Origin of the sequence: Sphaerisporangium rufum, assembly GCF_016863395.1 — a bacterium.
Lineage (GTDB): Bacteria > Actinomycetota > Actinomycetes > Streptosporangiales > Streptosporangiaceae > Sphaerisporangium > Sphaerisporangium rufum.
The window spans coordinates 85,680-106,715 of sequence record NZ_BOOU01000073.1 but is presented as its reverse complement, the minus strand read 5'-3'; the positions used below and the strand labels follow the sequence as shown (position 1 = coordinate 106,715).

The 21,036-nt window shown below is 71.9% G+C and carries 17 protein-coding genes and 2 tRNA genes; 11 read left to right on the top strand and 8 right to left on the bottom strand.

What is annotated here, in order from left to right; translation table 11 throughout:
* The 4 genes from Sru01_RS27165 to Sru01_RS27150 all read right to left on the bottom strand — a co-directional run.
* Nucleotides 1-1,801: IucA/IucC family protein (locus Sru01_RS27165; protein ID WP_203991251.1), on the bottom strand; the 1,801-nt coding region annotated here is incomplete at its 3' end.
* The gene (locus Sru01_RS27160; RefSeq protein ID WP_203991249.1) at nt 1,798-2,370 is read right to left on the bottom strand and encodes a GNAT family N-acetyltransferase; all 573 of its coding nucleotides are present in this window, start codon (nt 2,368-2,370) and stop codon (nt 1,798-1,800) included. The genes Sru01_RS27165 and Sru01_RS27160, both read right to left, overlap by 4 nt.
* Nucleotides 2,367-3,662, bottom strand: coding sequence for a lysine N(6)-hydroxylase/L-ornithine N(5)-oxygenase family protein (locus tag Sru01_RS27155; RefSeq protein ID WP_203991247.1), 1,296 nt, complete (start codon nt 3,660-3,662; stop codon nt 2,367-2,369). Before Sru01_RS27155 ends, Sru01_RS27160 begins: the two co-directional genes overlap by 4 nt.
* 35 nt (nt 3,663-3,697) lie before the next feature.
* A complete protein-coding gene (locus Sru01_RS27150; protein WP_203991245.1) occupies nt 3,698-5,212 on the bottom strand; it encodes a pyridoxal phosphate-dependent decarboxylase family protein in 1,515 nt (504 codons plus the stop codon).
* A 143-nt stretch (nt 5,213-5,355) separates the two neighbouring features.
* On the opposite strand from Sru01_RS27150, the gene Sru01_RS27145 reads away from it, so the two are divergent.
* From Sru01_RS27145 to Sru01_RS27100, 10 genes are all read left to right on the top strand, one after another.
* Nucleotides 5,356-7,398 (top strand): penicillin acylase family protein, encoded by a 2,043-nt coding sequence (locus Sru01_RS27145; protein ID WP_203991243.1) that lies wholly within the window; start codon nt 5,356-5,358, stop codon nt 7,396-7,398.
* A complete protein-coding gene (locus tag Sru01_RS27140) occupies nt 7,388-7,945 on the top strand; it encodes a GNAT family N-acetyltransferase (protein ID WP_203991240.1) in 558 nt (185 codons plus the stop codon). Before Sru01_RS27145 ends, Sru01_RS27140 begins: the two co-directional genes overlap by 11 nt.
* 411 nt (nt 7,946-8,356) lie before the next feature.
* On the top strand, nt 8,357-9,961 hold the full coding sequence (locus Sru01_RS27135) for a pectate lyase family protein (protein ID WP_203991237.1): 1,605 nt from the start codon (nt 8,357-8,359) through the stop codon (nt 9,959-9,961).
* A 99-nt stretch (nt 9,962-10,060) separates the two neighbouring features.
* Entirely contained in the window at nt 10,061-10,501 is a 441-nt protein-coding gene (locus Sru01_RS27130) for an ArsR/SmtB family transcription factor (RefSeq protein WP_203991234.1), read from the top strand.
* On the top strand, nt 10,498-11,556 hold the full coding sequence (locus Sru01_RS27125; protein ID WP_203991231.1) for a TIGR03086 family metal-binding protein: 1,059 nt from the start codon (nt 10,498-10,500) through the stop codon (nt 11,554-11,556). Before Sru01_RS27130 ends, Sru01_RS27125 begins: the two co-directional genes overlap by 4 nt.
* 237 nt (nt 11,557-11,793) lie before the next feature.
* Nucleotides 11,794-12,012 (top strand): hypothetical protein, encoded by a 219-nt coding sequence (locus Sru01_RS27120; RefSeq protein ID WP_203991228.1) that lies wholly within the window; start codon nt 11,794-11,796, stop codon nt 12,010-12,012.
* A gap of 219 nt (nt 12,013-12,231) precedes the next feature.
* On the top strand, nt 12,232-12,375 hold the full coding sequence (locus tag Sru01_RS27115) for a hypothetical protein (RefSeq protein ID WP_203991225.1): 144 nt from the start codon (nt 12,232-12,234) through the stop codon (nt 12,373-12,375).
* Between the two features lie 290 nt (nt 12,376-12,665).
* Entirely contained in the window at nt 12,666-13,283 is a 618-nt protein-coding gene (locus Sru01_RS27110) for a uridine kinase family protein (protein WP_203991222.1), read from the top strand.
* A gap of 598 nt (nt 13,284-13,881) precedes the next feature.
* Nucleotides 13,882-13,978, top strand: a tRNA-OTHER gene (locus Sru01_RS27105).
* Between the two features lie 17 nt (nt 13,979-13,995).
* Nucleotides 13,996-14,448 (top strand): rhodanese-like domain-containing protein, encoded by a 453-nt coding sequence (locus Sru01_RS27100; RefSeq protein ID WP_239137770.1) that lies wholly within the window; start codon nt 13,996-13,998, stop codon nt 14,446-14,448.
* A 388-nt stretch (nt 14,449-14,836) separates the two neighbouring features.
* On the opposite strand, the gene Sru01_RS27095 is transcribed toward Sru01_RS27100, so the two are convergent.
* Nucleotides 14,837-14,910 (bottom strand) — tRNA-Ile (locus Sru01_RS27095).
* A gap of 176 nt (nt 14,911-15,086) precedes the next feature.
* Nucleotides 15,087-16,076 (bottom strand): DUF3566 domain-containing protein, encoded by a 990-nt coding sequence (locus Sru01_RS36485; protein ID WP_307812087.1) that lies wholly within the window; start codon nt 16,074-16,076, stop codon nt 15,087-15,089.
* Nucleotides 16,077-16,134: 58 nt separating this feature from the next.
* Here Sru01_RS36485 and Sru01_RS27085 point away from each other — a divergent pair, with 58 nt between their 5' ends.
* Nucleotides 16,135-16,287: a hypothetical protein gene (locus Sru01_RS27085; protein ID WP_203991219.1), complete on the top strand. Its 153-nt coding sequence runs from the start codon at nt 16,135-16,137 to the stop codon at nt 16,285-16,287.
* A gap of 4 nt (nt 16,288-16,291) precedes the next feature.
* Here the strand turns inward: Sru01_RS27085 and gyrA are convergent, their stop codons facing one another.
* On the bottom strand, nt 16,292-18,790 hold the full coding sequence (gyrA, locus tag Sru01_RS27080; protein WP_203991216.1) for a DNA gyrase subunit A: 2,499 nt from the start codon (nt 18,788-18,790) through the stop codon (nt 16,292-16,294).
* Nucleotides 18,791-18,832: 42 nt separating this feature from the next.
* Nucleotides 18,833-20,776, bottom strand: coding sequence for a DNA topoisomerase (ATP-hydrolyzing) subunit B (gene gyrB / locus Sru01_RS27075; RefSeq protein ID WP_203991214.1), 1,944 nt, complete (start codon nt 20,774-20,776; stop codon nt 18,833-18,835).
* Nucleotides 20,777-21,036 lie beyond the last annotated feature (260 nt).

Here is a 21,036-nt window from a genome sequence, read left to right as displayed (position 1 = left end):
CCGAACCCGCGCGCGCGAAGCGCGCGCCAAGAAACACAGCAATGGGATTGGCCAGCTCTCCGGCGAACTGCAGGGCCGCCGATGGGTCGGCGAGGTCGACCATCCGCCGGTTGTCGCGCAGCTGCAGCCGGTTCAGGCAGGACCGCGGGAAGGTGGCGGCGAACAGGTCGTACCGGTGCGGCCGCCCGCCCGGTTCGGGTACCGCGTCCTGGTAGCCGGCCACGCATTCGGCGACCGTCCGCCAGAAGTCGTCCTCGGCGAGCACGCCGCCGGTGGCGAGGATCGCGTTGAGGAAGCGCAGGAAGCAGTCGAAGACGTCGGTGAAGACGGCCAGCGGCCGCTCGTGCTCGGGGACGTGGGCGCGCACCCGGTGGACCTCCGGCGGCAGGTCGGCGTCCGGGTCCATCACCACGACCTCCTCGGCGATGTCCTTGAAGATCACCCGCTCCACCACGTCGCCGTGCAGCACCAGGATGACGTTCTCGCCGTGCGGCATGAACGCCAGGTCGTAGGCCTGCAGGCAGTGCAGCACCGGGATCAGGTAGGCGTCGAGGTAGCGGCGCAGCCACGCGCGGGGCGGCAGGCCGGACCGCTCGATCAGCGCGGCGGCGAAGGACCGGCCCTCCCGGTCCACGTGCAGCAGGGACGCCATGGTGACCGGCCGCCGGCCGGGGGCCAGGCCCGGCACCGGACTCTCCCGCCACAGCGCCGCGAGCATCTTCCGGTACGGGGAAGACCGGCCGGTGACCGCCTCGAACCGCCGGTGGTGGTAGCCGATCGCGGCCCGCTCGCGCAGGATGGTCAGGCCGGTGCGGCGCAGCACCTCGTCACCGGCGATCAGGCCGGCCACCCACTCGTTGATGGCCGGGGTGCCCGCCATGTACTCGGCGGACAGGCCTCGGGTGAAGCCCATGTTGAGCACCGACAGCGCGGTCTTGACGTAGTGCCGCTCCGGGGTGTCCCGGTTGAAGAAGGTGCGGACCGACTGCTGGGCCAGGTACCGGTCGTCGCCGGGGCCGAGGCAGACCAGCCGGCGTTCGGCCAGCTCGGCGGCGAAGGTCACCGAGATCTTGTGCCACCACTGCCAGGGGTGCACCGGCAGCAGCCGGTAGTCCGCGGGGTCCAGGCCGTGGCCGGCCAGCACCCCGGCGAACCGGTCGAGGGTGGCCGCGCCGAGCTCGCCGAGCATCAGCCGGTCGTAGTCGGTGTCCGGCGAGCAGGTGAAGGTGCAGTGGTCGCGGTGCGCGGCCAGCCAGATCAGCCGCACCGGCCGGGCCGCCTCCGGCGCGTACCGGAGGTGGTCGTGAACGCCGTACCCGAGCCGCCCGTTGTTGGCGACGAAGCACGGATGCCCCTCGGTCATCCCGGCCTCGACGTCCTGGAACCCGGCCCCGGCGAGCTCGGCCGCGGGGACCGGCGGCCCGGCGAGCTTGAACGCCGCGCCGGCCAGGGTGGACCAGATCTCCTCAAGGTAGACCGGCAGGACCTCGTCGCTCAGCCCGAGGGCGCCACGCAGTTCGACGATCAGGTCGGCGGCGTCCAGCGGCAGGTCCACGCCGTCGCGGTGCCGGGTGATGCCGGCGGCGTCGATGTGCCAGTGGTCCAGGGACAGCACGGTCGCGGTGAAGCGATACTCCACCGCGCCGCCGTCGCCGCGCACGGCGTACCGGCCGCCGCCGAGCGGTTCGGGGGTGATCAGGCGTTCGTGGGCGAACTCGGCCAGCGCCTTGCGGACCAGCGCGCGGTTGGCGCGGGCCCAGGCGTCCGGAGTCAGGTGGCCGACGGCGGATCGCGGGTTCACCCGGCCACCTCCCCGGCCGCGGCCCGGAACCGTTCGCGGGTGCAGAAGGAGAGCAGCGCCGTCTTCTCCGGCTTGGCCAGCGGCCCGGCGACCTCGAACCCGACCGCGGCGTTGAGCGCGTGCACCGCGGTGTTGCGCACGTCCGGCTCGACCACGACCCGGCGGACCGCCGGGTCGGCGAACAGCATCTCCAGCACCGTGGTGATCACTGCGCGGCTGAAGCCGTGCACCGGGGCCTCGGCCGGCGCGCACAGGAAGTGCATACCGACGTCGCCCTCCCGGGCATCGTAGAGCCCGGCCAGCTCGACGCGGGCCGGGTCGTAGCGCTCGGCGAGGAAGGCGGGCCGGCCATCGGCCAGGCCGACGAACGCGTCGTGGTGCGGGTCGGCGTCGATCGCCCGGTACACCTCTGCGACCCGGGCGACGTCGGCGTCCCGCATCATCCAGAACCCGGCCTTCGGATGGGTGACCCAGGCGTGCAGCATCCCGGCGTCCGCGGCCGGGTCCACCGGCCGCAGCGACAGCTCGCCGGCCCGCGGGTCGGTGCGGGTGAAGACGATCCCGGTCACCGGATCGCCCCCTCGGGCGCGCCGAACTCCTGGAAGGCGATGGCCTTCTCGATCGGGTAATGCTCGCGGCCGAGCATCTCCCGGATGATGCACGAGTTGCGGTACGGGCCCATGCCGAGGTCGGGCGAGGTGACGCTGTGCGCGTGCGTGGCACCGTTCTGCAGGAAGATCTCGCGGCCGGTGACGTCCACGCTGTAGTTGCGCGCCACCGCCGGCCGGCCCTGGTCGTCCAGGAGCAGCCGGTCGCGCACCGGTTCCAGGAAGTCCGGCGGGCGGTACCGGTGGCCGGTGGCCAGCACCAGGCCCTGGGTGGCCAGGGTGAAGTCCCGGCCCTGGTCCAGATGGCGCAGCGTCAGCGTGTACTCGCCGCGGCGCTCGTCGTGCGCGGCGCCGGTGAGCTCGGTGGCGGTCATCAGCCGGACCGGGATCGGCCCGGCGGCGGTCTTCTCGTACAGCAGGTCGTAAATCCGGTTGATCAGCTCCGCGTCGATGCCCTGGTACAGGCCCTTCTGCTCGCGGTCCAGCCGGTCGCGGACGCCGGCGGGCAGCGCGTGGAAGTGGTCCACATAGTCGGGCGAGGTCATCTCCAGGGTGAGCTTGGTGTACTCCAGCGGGAAGAACCGCGGCGACCGGGTGATCCAGGTCAGCCGGGGGCCGTGCGTGCCGATGCCGGCCAGCAGGTCGTGGAAGATCTCGGCCGCGCTCTGCCCGCCGCCGACCACGGTGATGCTCTCCTTGACGCGCAGCGCGTCCCGGGCGCCCAGGTAGCCGGAGCTGTGCACGAGGTCGCCGCCGAGTTCCCGGCAGGCGTCCGGCAGGTGCGGCGGGGTGCCGGTGCCGAGCACCAGGTGCCGGGCGCGGTGCTCGGTGGCCCGCCCGTCGTCCCGGACCGCGTGCACGACGTACCGCCCGGCGGCCGCGTCGTGCTCCACCCGGGTCACCTCGTGGCCGAACCGGACGCCGCGCAGCCGGCCGGCCGCCCACCGGCAGTAGGCGTCGTACTCGGCGCGCAGCGCGTGGAAGTTCTCCCGGATGTAGAAGGGGTACAGCCGCCCGGTCTCCTTGAGGTGGTTGAGGAATGAGTACGGGGAGGTGGGGTCGGCCAGCGTGACCAGGTCGGCCAGGAACGGCGTCTGCAGGGTGGCCGAGGGGAGCAGCATGCCCGGATGCCAGCCGAAGCCGGGCCGGCGCTCCAGGAACAGGCCGTCGAGCTCGTCGATCGGTTCGGTCAGGCAGGCGAGGCCGAGGTTGAACGGGCCCAGGCCGATCGCGATGAAGTCGTGCGTCGACATTCGGTCCTCCGGTACGGGGGTCGGGGACGGGACGGTCAGCCGGCGTTCGCCCAGGCGGCCGCGCGGGGGGCCTGCTCGCGTGCGTACCGCTCGGCGTGCCCGGCGAGCAGGTCCAGGACGTGGGCGACGTCGTCCAGCGAGGTCTCCGGGTTCAGCAAGGTGATCTTCAGGTGGGCGCGCCCGCCGACCGTGGTCCCGGCCACGACGCCCGCGCCGGAGGCGGCCAGCGCCTCGCGGGCGTGCAGGTTCGCCGCGTCGGTGACGCGCCGGCCGGCTCCGGCGGGCAGGCAGCGGAACACCAGCGTGCTGAGCTGCGAGCGGGTGACGACCTCGAAGCGCGGGTCGCCGTCCAGCAGCGCCCAGACCTCGGCCGCGCGGTCCACCACCGCGTCGAACAGCTCGCCGATGGCGTCCGGGCCCATGACGCGCAGGGTCAGCCAGAGTTTGAGCGCGTCGAACCGGCGGGTGGTCTGCAGGCTCTTGTCCACCTGGTTGGGGATGAGCCGCTCGGCCATCCGGGCCGGGTTGAGGTAGTCGGCGCGGTCGGTGGCGTGCCGCAGCACCGCGCCGTCGCGTACCAGCAGCGCGCTGGAGCTGACCGGCTGGAAGAACGACTTGTGGAAGTCCACGGTGACCGAGTCGGCGTGCTCGATGCCGGCCAGCAGGTGCCGGCGGGTGGGCGACACCAGCAGCCCGCAGCCGTAGGCGGCGTCCACGTGCAGCCGGAAGCCGTGGCGGTCGCGCAGCGCGGCGATCTCGGCCAGCGGGTCGATGGAGCCGAAGTCGGTGGTGCCGGCGGTGGCGACCACCGCCATGACCGGCAGGCCGGCTCGGGCGCAGCCGTCCAGGGCCCGCTCCAGCGCGGCGGGGTTCATCCGCCGGTCCGGGCCGGTCGCCACCGGGACGACGGCGTCGGCGGCCAGGCCGAGCAGCCGGGCCGACTTGCGCACGCTGAAGTGGGCGGCCTCCGAGGCGAGCACCCGCAGCCGGGGGAGCGCTCCGTCTCCGGCCCGGTCGCGGGCCTCCTCCCGGGCGAGCAGCAGCGCCTGCAGGTTGGACTGGGTGCCGCCGCTGGTGAAGACGCCGTCGGCGTGCGGGCCGAGGCCGGCCCGGCCGGCGGTCCAGCCGATCAGCCGCCGCTCGATGAGCGTGCCGCCGGCGCTCTGGTCCCAGGTGTCCAGCGAGGAGTTGACCGCGGTGAGCACCGCCTCGGCGACCAGCGCGGGGATGGCCACCGGGCAGTTGAGATGGGCCAGGTAGCGGGGGTGGTGGAAGTAGACCGCGTCCCGCAGGTAGACCTCTTCCAGCTCCTCCAGCGCGGCCGCGGCGCCGAACAGCGGCCGGTCCAGGTCGATGCCGGCGATCTCGGCGGCCAGCGGCGCGGGGGTGATCCCGGTGCACGGGCGGTCGGTGCGGGCGATCCGGGCGGCCACCCGGACGACGCCGTCGGCCATGGCCCGCCGGTAGGCGTCCGCGGTGTGCTCGTTGAGCAGGTGGTGCCGCGGTGCGGGCCGGCCGGCGGGGCGCGGGTCGGGCGGGGGAGGCGGCATGCGTCCGTCTTCCTCTCGTCGGGGGGTCGCATCGGGGTCGCGTCGGGCGGGCGTCGTCCGGAAAGCCCGGCGCTCGGCAGGAACTTAGGTTAACCTAACCTAAGTAAATGTCCAGAGGGCCGGACCGACACCGAGGAGTGGGGTTGACGATCCGCACCTACCGGGACCCCTGGGGCATCCCGCACCTGCGGGCCGGCGATCACCGCGAGTTGGCGTTCGCCCAGGGACGCAACGCCGCCCGCGACCGGGCCTGGCAGATCGAGGTCGAACGGCACCGGGCCGGCGGCACCTCGGCCGCCTTCCTCGGCCCGTCCGCCGCCGCCTGGGACGTCTTCGCCCGCCGCGCCCGGCTGGCCGACACCGCCCGCCGCTGCTTCCGGACGCTGGACCCGGACACCGCGTCCTGGGTGGGCGCCTACGTCGACGGGGTCAACGCCGGGCTGCCCTGCGGTGCCCGCCGGGCACCGGAGTTCGCCGCGACCGGGCTGGCACCCGGCCGCTGGGCGCCGTGTACGCCGCTCGCCGTCTGGCTGGCACACCACATCCTGTTCGCCGGATTCCCCGGCAAGCTCTGGCGGGACACCGTCGCACGGCGGCTCGGCCCCGGCGCGGCCGAGCTGTTCGCCACCGAAGGCCCCGGCCCGGCCGGCAGCAACGGCTGGCTGGTGTCCGGCGCGCGCACCGCCACCGGCGCCGCCCTGCTCGCCGGCGACCCGCACCGGTTCATCGAGGACCCCGGCGTCTACCAGCAGATCCGCCTGACCTGCCCGCGGTACGACGTGATCGGGCTGGCCGTTCCCGGCGTCCCCGGCATCCCGCACTTCGGGCACGCCGGCCCGGTCGCCTGGGCGATCACCAATGCCATGGCCGACTATCAAGACCTCTACCACGAGCGGCTGCGGCGCCGCGGCGCCGGCGTGCAGGCGCTCGGCCCGGACGGCTGGCGTCCGGTCGCGGTGTCCGTCGAGGTCGTCGAGGTGGCCGGCGGCGACCCGGTGCCGGTCGAGGTCATCGAGACCGGGCGTGGCCCGGTGGTGAGCGGCGGGCCGGACGGCGAGGGCGCCGCCGTCAGCCTGCGGTACCCGCCGCGGGTCTACCGCGAGCTGGGCTTCGCCGCGCTGCCCGCGCTGCTGCGCGCGCGGTCGGTCGCCGACGTGGACCGGGCGCTGGCCGGCTGGGTCGAGCCGGTCAACGTGGTGCTGGCGGCCGACACCGCGGGCGGGCTGCTGCACCGGGTCGCGGGCGTGGTACCGGTCCGCCATCCGGACAACTCCCGGTGGGTGGTGCCCGCCTGGGAGCCCGGCCACGAGTGGCGCGGGCGGCACGCGCCGATGCCCCGGGCGCCGGTGGACGGCGTGGCGGTGATGGCCAACGAGCGCGGGCTCGCCGCGCCGCTCGGCGTCGACTTCGCGCCGCCGCACCGGGCCCGCCGCATCCGCGAGCTGCTGGCGGCCGCGCCGGCCTGGTCCGCGGGGGCGATGGCCGCCGTGCACACCGACACCCATCTGGGGTCGGCCGAGCCGCTGGTGGCGCTGGTGGCGGCCGCGGCACCGGCCGGCCGGCTGCGCGACCTGATCGTGGGCTGGGACCGCCGGATGGACGCGGGCAGCGCCGGCGCCGGGGCGTACGCGGCCGTGCGATCCGCGCTGGTCCGCCGGCTCGCCGCGCATCCGGCGCTCGCGCCCCTCGCCGCGCCGTCGGGCCATCCGGAGGTCTTCGCACCGTGGCTGGACCTGGTCTCTCGGGTGGGCTTCGCGCTGCCCGGCCTGCTGGCCACCGGGCCGCCCGGGCACCGGGCCGACCTGCCCGGGCTGGTACGGGCGGCCGTCGCGGAGGCGGCCGACACCGGAACCGAGCCGTGGGGACGGACGCACCGGCTGGCGCCGTGGTCGGCGCTGCCCGGCGCGGCGACCGGCGAAGGGCCGGGCCTGTCCGGTGACCATGACTGCGTGCTGGCCACCTCCAGCGTGCCCGGGGTCACCGATCGCTGTGCCCGGGGCCCGGCGGCGCGTTACGTGTGGGACCTCGCCCGGCGCGACGGCAGCCGGTGGGTGGTCCCGCTCGGCGCCTCCGGCGTGCCCGGCGACCCGCACCGGTACGACCAGCTGCCGCACTGGCTGCGCGGCGAGTTGATTCCGGTGACCTGTGACCGGCGCCTGCTGACCGAGGAGCGAGATGACGGCTGAATTCCCCCATGTCCAGGTGATCGACGGCTTCGGCACCGTCCGGATCGACCCGCTGCGGGTCCCGGAGGACATCGAGGTCGTCCACCGCTGGGTGAACCAGGAGCGTGCCCGGTTCTGGGGCATGCTCGGCCTGGACCAGGAACAGGTGGCGGAGATCTACACCCACCTGGACGCGCTGCCCACCCATCACGCCTACCTGGTCCGCCGGGACGGCCGGCCGGTGGCCCTGTTCCAGACCTACCGGCCGGACGCCGACCCGGTCGGCGAGTGCTACGACGTCCAGCCGGGGGACATGGGCGTGCATCTGATGATCGGCCCACCCGAGGACGGACCGGAGCCGGGTTTCACCGGCCACCTGCTGGGGGCGTTCCTCCGGTTCGTCCTGGCCGACCCGGCCACCCGGCGGATCGTCGCCGAGCCGGACGCCCAGAACGCCAAGGTGATCGACCGCTTGCTCCGGACCGGGTTCACTCTCGGCCCGGAGATACATCTGGCCGAGAAGCGGGCCCGGCTGGCCTTCCTCGACCGGGATGCCATCACCGAGTGAGCACGATGTTTCATGTGAAACGTTCATTTCTTCGGCATACCTCCAGGAAGCGTTTCATGTGATAGAACAGCGTTCCGCGGTATAGACCAATCGCGCCGCGCTGAGCATCGCCGCGGCGACGCTTGACCACCGGTGCCGTCGCACATACAAAAACCGAGGAGTCGGACAGCGCTTCCTTCCACCATCCGGAGCGCCCGCATGGACGACCCGTCTGGCGCGCCGCTTCCGGCACGCCGGGCCCGGCCCGCGCCACCGGCCAGGTGGCGGCGGCGGGCCCGCGGGTGCGCGTCCCGGCGGGAGGTCCCGGGTGCGGTACGTCACGCCAGCACGTGGCCGCGGCCTCCCGCCGCGCCACGTCCCGGCCGGCCCACGGCACGGGCCGGCCGGGAATGACGGAACTGGAGGTTCCCCGTGCGGACAGGAACGGAGCGCGGCGCTCGACCGGCACTCGCCGCACTCGTCACAGCGATCGGCGCCCTGCTCATCGGACTGCTCACCGCCATACCAGGCGCGTCGGCCGCCACGCTGTTCGGCGACGACTTCGAAGGCGGCGACACCGCGGGCTGGTCACGATCCGGCGGTAGCTGGTCGGTGGTCACCGACGGATCGCGGGCGCTGCGCCAGAGCGGCACCAGCGCGGACGCCCGGGCCATCGTCGGGGCGGGCTGGACCGACCAGGCCGTGCAGGCCCGGGTCAAGCCGATCTCGTTCAACGGCACCGGCCGCAACGTCGCGGTGCTGGCCCGGGCGCAGAGCACCAGCGCCTACTACTACCTGGGGCTGAGCAACGCCGGCTCGGTGGTCCTCGGCGTGCGGAACGGCGGCGGCCTGACCACGCTGGCCTCGGCCGGCGCGAGCGTGGCGACCGGCACCTGGTACACGCTGCGGCTGGAGGTGTTCGGCACCACGCTCCGCGGCTTCGTGGACGGCGTCCAGGTCGTCACGGCCACCGACCCGACCTTCTCCTCCGGCCGGGCCGGCCTGGCCGGCCACTACGCCGCCGCCTCGTTCGACGACGTGCTGGTAACCGATGTCGGCGGTCCTACCGGCTCGCCGACGCCGACCCCGACGGTGAGCGTCCCGCCCGGCACCTGCGCCACCTCGGGCTCGCCGATCGGCTTCGCCTCGGTCAACGCCTGGGGGCGGTCCGGCACCACCGGCGGCGCCGGCGGGCCCACCGTCGAGGTGGACACGGCGAGCGAGCTGATCGCCGCGATCGGGCAGAGCGGACCGCTGAACATCTGCGTCCGTGGCATGATCACCGTCCCGGCCGGCATGTACAACGTCGCCTCCGACAAGACCATCGTCGGAGTCGGGGCCGGCGCGGGCATCTCCGGCGGCGGCCTCAACATCGGCCTGCCGATCGACGACGCGGTCACCACGCCACCGGCGAACGCGGTGAACAACGTCATCATCCGGAACCTGTCGTTCCGGAACGCCAGCGACGACTCCGTCAACGTGCAGATGTTCTCGCACCACATCTGGATCGACCACAACGACCTGGCCAGTGGGTACGACGGCCTGATCGACATCAAGCGCGGCTCGTCCTACGTCACGGTGTCGTGGAACCACCTGCACAACCACACCAAGAACATGCTGCTCGGTCACGACGACGGGAACGGCGCGCAGGACATCGGCCGGCTCAAGGTGACCTACCACCACAACTGGTTCAACGCGACCCCGCAGCGCAACCCGCGGGTGCGGTTCGGCGAGCCGGTGCACGTGTTCAACAACTACTACTACTACAACACCGACGTGGGGGTGGCCTGCCAGGCCAACGCCGGCTGCGTGGTCGAGGGCAACTACTTCGACCGGGCGGAGGAGCCGGTCACCAACTCTTACGCCGGACCGGCGGGCCGGTGCGTCGCGCGGAACAACGTCTTCGTCAACGAGTCCGGACAGCCCGACTGCAGCGGCACCGTGCAGGAGCCTGGCAGCTACTACAGCTACGTCCTCGATGACCCGAACTCGGTGAAATCCCTGGTCACCGCCGGGGCAGGTGTCGGAAAGATCTGACCTCCCCCGCAGGCGGGGCCCGGTGGACGTCCCGCCGGGCCCCGCTCCTCGCGACGCCCTGGTTGATAGGTAGGGAATCTCCTACCTATACTTCCGGGCATGACGACGACCGGGGACCGGCCGGCCGGAACGGTGGACCAGGTCTTCGCGGCGCTGGCCAGCCCGGTGCGCCGCGAGGTGCTCCGCCTGCTCCGCGAGGACGGCCCCCAGCCGGTGCGGCGACTGGCCGGCCGGTTCGACATGGCCCGGCCCAGCCTGTCGGAGCACCTCAAGGTGCTGCGCGACGCCGGCCTGGTCAGCGAGCGCCGGGCCGGCCGCGAACGGCTCTACCGGCTGGAGCCGCTCCCGCTGGCGCAGGTACGCGACTGGCTCGGCCCGTTCGAGCACTTCTGGCGGGAGCGGCTGGCCGGCCTGCGCGACCTGCTGGACGAGCTCCCCGACGACCCGTCCCGCGGCCCGGACCGCGAAGACCAGGACACCGGAGGCCGGAACCCTGAAAGCGGAGACGCCGGAAGCCGGGACGCGGACGGCCTGCCGTGACCGGTGACCCGGACGCGATCCACGCCGACCAATTCCTGCCGCACCCGCCGGCCAAGGTGTGGCGGGCGCTGACCGAGCCGGACCTGCTGGCCCGCTGGCTGATGCCCGGCGACTTCCGGCTGGAGATCGGCCACCGGTACACCATGCGCGTCCCCGCCATGCCGGGTGCCGGCTTCTCCGGGGTGGTCGAGGCCGAGGTGCTGGCCTTCACCGTGCCGGAGATGCTGCGCGTCCGCTGGTCGGACGCCGGCCCGGCCGGCGATGGAATGGCCTGGACGATCACCTGGACCCTGCGGCCGGAGGGCCGCGGCACCCGGCTGTTCCTGATGCAGGAGGGCGCCGACCCCGGCCACCCGCTGCACGCCCGGGTGCGCCAGATCATGGACGGCGGCTGGCGTACCCGGCTGCTGCCCGCCCTGACCCGCGTCCTCGCGGGCACCCCCGACCCCATGAAAGGCAGTGCCATGTCCGATATCGCAGACCGATACACCCGGTTGTCCGGCGACTTCCTGGCCCGGATCGAGGCGACCCCGGCCGACCGGTGGGACCGCCCGAGCCCGTGCGAGGGATGGACCGCCCGCGACGTGGTGGCGCACGTGGTCAACGGGCACCGCGGGATCGTCGCGATGGCGCGTGGCACCCGTCCACAGCCGGGGCACGGCGTCGGTCTTTCCGGTATGGGCGACGCCCCCGAGGTGCATCCGGACGCCGACCTGGCCGCCGCGTTCGCCGAGTGCCGGGCGAACCTGCTGGCCGTGCTCGCCGACCGCGACCTGGCCGCCCGCCCTTTCCCGGCGCCCATCGGCCTGGTCCCGCTGGAGCGGGCGGTGGACGTGGTCGGCGCGCTGGAGCTGCTCGTGCACACCTGGGACCTGGCCCGCGCGGTCGGTGGCGACCAGACCCTGGACGCCGAGGCGGTCGCCCGGACCCACGAGGCACTGCTGGCCCACTACGACGACCTGCAGGCCACCGGCGCCTTCCTCCCCCGGCTCGACCCGCCGCCCGGCGCCGACGCGCAGGCCGCCTTCCTCGCCTTCACCGGCCGCCAGGCCTGACCGCGCCGATCCCCTGGTGGAGCGGCGTTTCCGGCCACCGGGTCACCCGTACGGTGAACCTTTCAGCCGTCCGCCGAACCGTTCCATCAGTCCCCCGTGGTCACACCCGCCCGGTGTCCCGGGCGGGTGGGACGGACCTGGCCGCCGCGATACGTCGGTGCGATAGTGCGAGTGCCGCCCGCCCGGACCGCGGGTGCCCAGCAGCGGCGTGCCAAGTTCGACCTCTGGAGGAATCGGATGCGCAAGTTACGGGCCCTGTTGCTCTCCGCCGCAATCGGCACCGGCGTGCTGCTGTCCACGACCGCCGCCCCCGCGCACGCGGAGAGCATCCGGTACGTCTACTACCTCCAGTCGGACTGCTACAACGGCGGCAACCTGGGCATCCAGTGGGGCTGGTGGACCTACTACCACTGCGACCTGGACTACGCCAGCAACCGCTGGTACCTCTGGGCCTGACCGCCCGACCGAGGCCGGCCCGTCCGGGCCGGCCTTCGTCATGCCATGCCCGGGAAGGGCGGTCGCAACGGCCTGGTCACCGTGGCCGCCGGCCGGTGCCGTGGATCCCACGGATCGTGTCGCGAAGCACGCGCAGCATTGCGTTTTTCGGCTTGCCGGAAACAAGAGCCGGCGACCAGCATTGTCGATGCAGTTCTTCCGGTCGAAGGAGAGTTCATCGTGCGACGCCTTATCGCAACCCTGCTCGCAACGGGCGCGGCCGCCGTCGCGGTCATCACCGTCTCCGCCGGCCCGAGCGCGGCCGACGGCGACAGTGTCCGCATCACCGGCAGCTCCGTGGTGGCCGATAACCGCGACTTCTGATTCCTCCGCCCGGGCGGGGGCGGCACCGGGAGCATGCCGGCCCACCCCCGGCTGACCACGGATCCCCTCATTGTCGAGCGGAACCGAACAACGGCGCCTTCCCGCCTTCCCGCGGCACGGCGGCCGGCCGGGAACGGGCCGTCCGCAACCACCGGCCGATCGCCGTCAGGTTCACCGATCAGCTCGGATAGGGTCGGATGACCGGCGGCTCGTCGGGACCCGCCGACCCGGTGTCCGCACCTCTCGGAGACAGGTCGTCAATGCGTCTACATCAAGGTGAGCCCGAGGCCGTGGGCCGGCAGGTCGTATCCCTGCTCGACGCCGTCCGGCGACTTCGCGACGCGGCCCCCGACGTCATCGGGCGGCCCCGAGTGATCGCGATCGACGGCCGGGGCGGGGCCGGTAAGACGACCCTGGCCGAGCGGCTGCGCGAGGTGGTGCCCGGCTCCGCCATCGTGCACACCGACGACATCGCCTGGAACCACGCCTACTTCGACTGGGGCACCCTACTCCTCGAGAACATCCTGCGCCCCCTGCACCGGGGGGAGGCGGTGGATTTCCGGCCGGAGGCTTGGACCACCCATGGCCGGCCCGGGTCGATCACCGTCCCGGCCGGTGCCGACTACGTCTGGGTCGAGGGCACCGGCATCATCCGCCGAGAGCTCGCTCCATGGTTGGACGCCTCGGTGTGGATCCAGGGCGACCTCGACGAGCAGGAACGCCTCCTGGTCGCCCGGGACGGCGACTCCCCGGAGCAGCTGGCGCACGTGGCGAGCTGGCTGCAGGAGGAGTTGCCCTTCCTGTTGCGAGAACAGCCCTGGGCCCGAGCCACCATGATCGTCGCCGGCTATTCGCTGATCGACCACGACCCGGAGACCGAGCTGGTCGTCGCTCCGCCGACCGCCTAGCCGCGCCCCGCCCGCCGTGGCCGGTCCGCAGGCCGTATTTCCACCACCTCCGGTCCGGCCGCTCCACCGGCGGAAGTGAACATCCACTGCGATCGGGAGCCGGCCGGCGACCGCCGGTCGCCGGCCTGGCCCTGGACCTGGCCGGACCGCCCGGGCCGGCCATCTCGCCCACCGCCGGGGTGGAACGGCTCGCGGCAGCCGGGCAGAACTGTTGAGCGAGTTCTACCAGTATCAGCAGAACGCCGGGCGGGACCAGGACGATCACCGTGAGGATTTTGATCAGGCGCGGCACCCGCGTCTGCCAGACCTTCCACGCCGCCAGCAGCAAACCCATCCCGACCGTGAACGGCCATGAGATGACCGCGTCCACCACCTCGATCACCGGATGGGACCGGGACGGCCGCCGCACCGGCGGACGCGACAGATCGACGCTGTCGTACCGATCAAGAGCGGCCATACCCCCAATGTAACTCGCCGGTTCCGCCGGTACCGCACGATATGGGTCGCAGATGTGGGTCGCAGCGACCGGTCCCGGCGTGACGGCCATGGAGGGCACCGGCGGCCAGATGAAAGAAGATCGGCGGGTTGGTAGGTTCCGGGAGACGTGCAGGTACCTGGCGGCCCTTTCGGCCGCTCGAAACCGGTGGTGCCGAGGACCTCGGCGCGGCGGGTTCGGCTCCCGTCCGTCTCCGCCATCTTCCCCGGAGGTTCTGTGGGCATCGACGAATACCTGAGAGCGGCCCGGATGGGCCTGCACCGGCTCACGCCCCGGCAGGCGTGGGCCGCGGTGACCTCGGGATCGTACCTGGTGGACACCCGGCCGGAGTTCCAGCGTCGCCGCGACGGCGAGGTCCCCGGTGCCATCGTGGTCGAACGCAACCACCTGGAATGGCGGCTCGATCCGCGGTGCGCGGCGCGGATCCCGGAGGCGACGTCCACGGACGTCCACTGGATCGTCCTGTGCGACGAGGGCTACTCCTCCAGCCTGGCCGCCGCCGCGCTGCGGCGGATCGGGCTGGCCGACGCGACGGACGTGATCGGCGGCTTCCAGGCCTGGCTGGCCGCCGGCCTCCCCTCGCTGCGGCCCTCGCCCCCCACACCGCCACGGGGCCCCGGCCAGAGCGCCATCACCTCCGCCACCGGTTCTCCCGATACCGCGGGTTGACGGCCGACCAGCGGGACGGCCGGGCTTTCGTGAGACTTCTCCCACTCGGGGTGCGCGGAGAACCCGCGGACCTATGCCCGCCGGGCCTACGTTTCCGCGGCCGACAGGATTTCCATGATGATCGCGCCCAGGCAGACGACGCCCATGACGATCACCCAGATGAGCATGTCATTCATCCTCGCCCCATGAAAGCCCGCCGGTCGTTCCGAGCCAAGGCGATGCCTCTTCACCAGGGAAGCGAAGCTTCGGCCGGTGCTCCGAGGGGAGCGGTCGTCGTGGATCACATCTTCGAGACGTGATCGGGAACGATAGTCACTCAGCTGGACACTCAGAAAGCGAAACGGCCGCCTTCCGGAGATCGGAAAGCGGCCTTTGCTGGTCAAGCGGGTGGGGCTACCAGGACTTGAACCTGGGACCTCTTCCTTATCAGGGAAGCGCTCTAACCGTCTGAGCTATAGCCCCGCTAGGCGGTGCAGAGAAGACTAGCGCCTCCCATGAAGGGAAGCGAATCGTCGCTCTGACAACGGAAAGCTTACCGTGCTCTGGCGGTGTCCGCGCCAGCCGGCGGGCACTTCGTCCCGCCGATCCGGCACCGGGCCGCCGTCGAAGGCCGGTGGCCATCGACGGCGGCGGCCCGGCTACTCGGCCTCGCTGAACGTCACCTCGACGCCGCCCACCAGGTCGGCGGCGACGTTGTAGATCACGGTGCCGAGGGTGGCCAGCGCGGTGATCAGCACGACGTTCACCGCGCCGATGAGCGCGGTGAAGCCCAGGATGCGGGCCGGCTCGAACCACGACCGGATGTCCAGGCCGTTGGTGCTCTTGCCGTCCGGCACGGTGAGCTGCGTGACGGTGTTCACGATCGAGTCGAAGACGCCGAGCGCCGACAGTACGCCGTAGAGCACCGCGACGGCCACGAACAGCACCACGAAACAGACCAGCGAGACGACGAAGCTGAACTTCATCGCCGACCAGGGCTCGATGCGCCGCAGCACCAGATGGGCCTTGCGCGGCGCCTTCGCGGTGGCCTTCTGCCGCTGTTCGGGACGGGGCGCCGGGTCGGGCGTGGCCAGCGAGGAGACCGCGCCGAGGCCGCCCGGCTGCGCCGAGCCGGTGCCCGGCTTCGGCCGGGCGGCGGGCGGCGCGGGCTGCTTGGCGCCAGGGCCGCCCGGGCGGGCACCCGGAGCCGGCCCCACCGGAGACTGCCCGGGACGGCCACCCGGGCCGGACGGCGCGGCCTGGCCCGGCCGGGCACCGGGGCCGGCGGGCGGCTGCGGGCGCGCACCGGGCGCCGGCCCGGTGGCGGGCCCCGGCGCGGGACGCGACGGAGCGCCGGCCGGACCCGGTTTGCCGGCCGAAGCCGGTTTGGCGGGCGCCTGGCCGGGCCGGGCGGCGGCGCCGGGCGCGGGACGCCGGGCGGCCGCACCGGTGGCCGGGCTCGCGGCGGCGGAGTCGGAATCGGCCGGCTTGGCCGGCGGCTGCTGGGCGGGCCGTGTCGGACCGCCACCCGGCCCGTCGGCGGCCGGTGACCACGACTTCTCGGGAGCGGCGGACGACCGGATGCGCAGCGTGGGGTCGGCCCCCTTGCCCTCGTCCTCCGGCGTCACGCCGGCGTCTTCGCTGGACACGACGACAACACTGTCATCATTGCGGTCCGCCGGGGCAGGGCCTTTACCCTTGCCGTCCGTGGTGTTCACGTTCTCCGTCACCTGGTTGCGCGTGGAAGAGTTCACCGAGGAGGCGGGACGGGCTGCCTTTGGCGTGTTGCGCTTGCGGTTCGCCGGGGTGCCGGTCTTGCCGGCTCCGCCCGAGCCGCCGGCACCGCCGGAGCCGGCCTGAGGGCTCATTCCTCATCTCCAAGGTTCTCTTCGGTGTCCAGCGATTCGGCGTTGCGGGCGAGGGCAACGACGCTGTCTCCCTCGGAGAGATTCATCAAGCGTACTCCCATGGTCTGGCGGCCGGACTGCTTGATCTCGCCCGCACTGGTCCGGATGACCCCGCCCGCCGAAGTGATCGCGAACACCTCGTCTTCGGGACTCACCATGACTGCTCCCACCAGCTTGCCACGGGCACTGACAATCTTCGCAGTCAGCACGCCCTGCCCGCCCCGGCCCTGCAGCGGGTACTGGTCGGCCGGTGTCCGCTTTGCGTACCCGCCCTCGGTGGCGACCAACACGTCCGCGCCGTCCCCGATGACGTTCATGGACAGCAGCTCGTCGCCGTCCAGGAAGCGCATGCCGATGACACCGCTGGTGGCGCGGCCCATCGGGCGCAGCGTGTCGTCCGAGGCGGTGAACCGGATGGACTTGGCGCCGCGGGAGACCAGCAGCAGGTCGTCGTCCTCGGAGACCAGCCGCGCGGCGATCACCTCGTCGTCCTCGCGGAGGTTGATGGCGATGAGCCCGCCCGACCGCGGCGAGTCGTACTCGCCGAGCCTGGTCTTCTTCACCAGACCGCTGCGGGTGGCCAGCACCAGATAGGGCGAGACCTGATAGTCACGCAGATCGAGAATCTCCATGACATGTTCGTCGGGCTGCATCGCCAGAAGGTTCGCCAGATGCTGTCCCCGGGCGTCGCGCCCGGCGTCGGGCAGCTCGTACGCCTTGATGCGGTAGACCCGGCCCTTGTTGGTGAAGAAGAGCAGCCAGTGGTGCGTCGTGGTCACGAAGAAGTGCTCGACGATGTCGTCCTGGCGCAGCTGGGCGCCGCGCACCCCCTTGCCGCCGCGCTTCTGCGCCCGGTAGAGGTCGGTCCTGGTGCGCTTGGCGTAGCCGCCCCGGGTGATCGTGACGACCATGTCCTCTTCGGCGATCAGGTCCTCGATGGACATGTCGCCGTCGTAGGCGATGATCTCGGTCCGGCGGTCGTCGCCGAACTTGGTGGTGATGTCGGACAGCTCGTCGGAGACGATCTGCCGCTGGCGCGGCTCGGAGGCCAGGATCTCCTGGTAGTCGGCGATCTGCGTCATCAGCGCTTCGTACTCGTCGATGATCTGCTGGCGCTCCAGGGCGGCCAGCTTGCGCAACTGCATGTCCAGGATGGCCTGGGCCTGGATCTCGTCGATCTCCAGCAGCTCCATCAGGCCGCCGACCGCCTGGGAGGCCGAGGGCGACCGCCGGATCAGCGCGATGACGTCGTCCAGCCGGTCCAGCGCCTTGAGCAGCCCGCTCAGGATGTGGGCCCGCTCCTCGGCCTTGCGCAGCAGGTAACGGGTCCGGCGGACCACGACCTCGATCTGGTGGGCGATGTAGTGCCTGATGAACTGGTCCAGCCGCAGCGTGCGCGGCACGCCGTCGACCAGGGCGAGCATGTTGGCGCCGAAGGTGGTCTGCAGCTGGGTGTGCTTGTACAGGTTGTTCAGCACGACCTTGGCGACCGCGTCGCGCTTGAGCACGATCACCAGGCGCTGACCGGTGCGCGAGGAGGTCTCGTCTCGCACGTCGGCGATACCGGTGACCTTGCCGTCCTTGACCAGCTCGGCGATGGTCAGCGCGAGATTGTCCGGGTTTACCTGGTACGGCAGGGCGGTGACCACCAGGTTCTGCCGCCCCTTGGCGTCCTCCTCGACCTCGACGATGGCCCGCATGGTGATCGAGCCGCGCCCGGTGCGGTAGGCGTCGTCGATGCCGCGCCGGCCGACGATCAGCGCGCCGGTCGGGAAGTCCGGGCCCTTGACCCGGGTGATCAGACCCTCCAGCAGCTCCTCGTCGGTGAGGTCCGGGTTCTCCAGCGCCCAGCGGACGCCCGAGGCCACCTCGCGGAGGTTGTGCGGCGGGATGTTGGTGGCCATGCCGACCGCGATGCCGGCCGAGCCGTTGACCAGCAGGTTCGGGAAGCGGGACGGCAGGACGGCCGGCTCCTGCGAGCGGCCGTCGTAGTTGGGCCGGAAGTCGACGGTCTCCTTGTCGATGTCCCGGAGCATCTCCATGGCTATCGGCGCGAGCCGGCACTCGGTGTACCGCATGGCGGCCGCCGGGTCGTTGCCGGGGGAGCCGAAGTTGCCCTGGCCGTCGACCAGGGGATAGCGCAGCGACCACGTCTGCGCCAGCCGCACCAGCGCGTCGTAGATCGCGCCGTCGCCGTGCGGGTGGTAGGAGCCCATCACGTCGCCGACGACGCGGGAGCACTTGAAATATCCGCGGTCCGGCCGGTAGCCGCCGTCGTACATGGCGTACAGCACGCGGCGGTGCACCGGCTTGAGGCCGTCCCGCACGTCGGGCAGCGCGCGGGACACGATGACCGACATCGCGTAGTCCATGTAGCTGCGCTGCATCTCGGACTGGATGTCGACGAGCTCGATGCGGTCAGCCGGCGTGCCCGACGGGATGTTGACTTCGGTCACAGGTGGTATGTCCTTTTCGAAGGTGAGTCGGTACGGCTGCCGTTACACGTCCAGGAACCGGACATCTCGTGCGTTCCTGATGATGAACGACCGTCGCGCCTCGACGTCCTCGCCCATCAGCACCGTGAACATCTCGTCCGCCTGGGCGGCGTCGTCCAGGGTGACCTGCAGCAGGACCCGCGTGTCGGGATTCATCGTGGTCTCCCACAGCTGGGAGGCGTTCATCTCGCCGAGGCCCTTGAAGCGCTGCACGCCGTCGTGCAGGCGGGGGTCGCGCCGGCCCTGCTGGATGCCGGTCTCGATGATGGCGTCCCGCTCGCGGTCGCTGTAGGCGTAGCTGGCGTCCTCGCCCTTGCGGTCCCACTTGATCTTGTACAGCGGCGGCTGCGAGAGGTAGACATGCCCGGCCTCGATGAGCGGGCGCATGAAGCGGAACAGCAAGGTGAGCAGCAGGGTGGTGATGTGCTGGCCGTCCACGTCCGCGTCCGCCATCAGGATGAGCTTGTGGTAGCGGAGCTTGGCGATGTCGAACTCCGCGTGCACCCCGGTGCCCAGCGCGGTGATCAGCGCCTGGACCTCGTTGTTCTTCAGCACCCGGTCGATGCGGGCCTTCTCCACGTTGAGGATCTTGCCGCGGATCGGGAGGATCGCCTGGAACTTCGGATCACGCCCGCCCTTGGCCGAACCACCCGCCGAGTCGCCCTCGACGATGTAGAGCTCGCACTTGGCCGGCTCGGTCCACTGGCAGTCGGCCAGCTTGCCGGGCAGGCCGGACCCCGCCTCCAGCAGCGACTTGCGCCGGGTGAGGTCACGCGCCTGCCGGGCCGCGATGCGGGCGCGGGAGGCCTGCAGCGACTTGTTGATGATCTCCTTGGCCTCGCCCGGGTTGCGGTCGAACCAGTCGCGGATGAAGTCGTTGCACGCCTTCTGCACGAAGGACTTCGCCTCGGTGTTGCCGAGCTTGGTCTTGGTCTGCCCCTCGAACTGCGGGTCGGCCAGCTTCACCGAGATGATCGCGGTCAACCCCTCCCGGATGTCGTCTCCGGTGAGGTTGTCGTCCTTGCCCTCCTTGAGGAACTTCTGCTCGCGCGCGTAGCGGTTGACGATGCTGGTCAGCGCGGCGCGGAAGCCTTCCTCGTGAGTGCCGCCCTCGGCGGTGTTGATGGTGTTGGCGAAGGTGTACACCGACTCGGCGTAGGAGGAGTTCCACTGCATGGCGATCTCGACGGAGATGCCGTCGCCCTCGGACTCGAAGTCGATGACCGATTGGTGGACCGGCTCCTTCTTGCCGTTGATGTGCCGGACGAAGTCGGAGATGCCGCCCTCGTAGTGGTAGGTGACCTCACGCGGTTCGCCGTTGACGTGGTCGGGGCGCTCGTCGCGCAGGACCATGGTCAGGCCCTTGTTGAGGAACGCCATCTCCTGGAACCGGCGCGACAGCGTCTCGAAGCTCCAGGTGGTCGTCTCGAAGATGGTCTCGTCGGCCCAGAAGGTGATCGTGGTGCCGGTGTCGGCGGTCGGCTCGCCCTTGGCCAGCGCCGCGGTCGGCTTGCTGCGGTCGTACGCCTGCCGCCAGAAGTGGCCCTCCGTCCTGACCTCCACCTCCAGGCGGCTGGACAGGGCGTTCACCACCGCGGCGCCGACGCCGTGCAGGCCGCCGGAGACGGCGTAGGACTTGCTGTCGAACTTGCCGCCCGCGTGCAGGACGGTCAGCACGACCTCGACCGCCGGGCGCTGCTCGCCCGGCACGATGCCGACCGGGATACCGCGGCCGTTGTCGACGACCCGCACGCCGTTGTCGGCGAGCAGCGTCACCTCGATGTGATCGGCGTGCCCGGCCAGCGCCTCGTCCACGGAGTTGTCCACGATCTCGTAGACGAGGTGGTGCAGGCCACGCTCTCCGGTCGAGCCGATGTACATGCCGGGGCGCTTACGAACCGCCTCAAGTCCTTCGAGAACGGTGATAGAGCTAGCGTCGTAGGACAAGTGCGAAATCCTCCTGCCGTGGACACGCGGCAGGCGATGCCGACCTGCGGCGCCCTGCCGTGCCCGTCACCGTCGTGAGTGCCTCGATGCGATCACCCGTGGGGATCGGCGCGAAGCCGGGGGTGACTCGCAGCGGACGTGTCCGGAATCCGAATTCATTCTACCGCCCGCGAGCGCATCAGGTGGCATTGACGGCCGCTGTGATGGCCTGTCGTCCGTTCACCACCCCGGTCAGCACCCCCCCACGAGGATGGGGGTCG

What these genes read in the sequence shown, in the direction of transcription:
- Sru01_RS27155 (WP_203991247.1), bottom strand. Translation starts at nt 3,662, where the DNA reads ATGTCGACGCACGACTTCATCGCGATCGGCCTGGGCCCGTTCAACCTC.
- Sru01_RS27150 (WP_203991245.1), bottom strand. Translation starts at nt 5,212, where the DNA reads ATGCCGCCTCCCCCGCCCGACCCGCGCCCCGCCGGCCGGCCCGCACCG.
- Sru01_RS27140 (WP_203991240.1), top strand. Translation starts at nt 7,388, where the DNA reads ATGACGGCTGAATTCCCCCATGTCCAGGTGATCGACGGCTTCGGCACC.
- Sru01_RS27130 (WP_203991234.1), top strand. Translation starts at nt 10,061, where the DNA reads ATGACGACGACCGGGGACCGGCCGGCCGGAACGGTGGACCAGGTCTTC.
- Sru01_RS27120 (WP_203991228.1), top strand. Translation starts at nt 11,794, where the DNA reads ATGCGCAAGTTACGGGCCCTGTTGCTCTCCGCCGCAATCGGCACCGGC.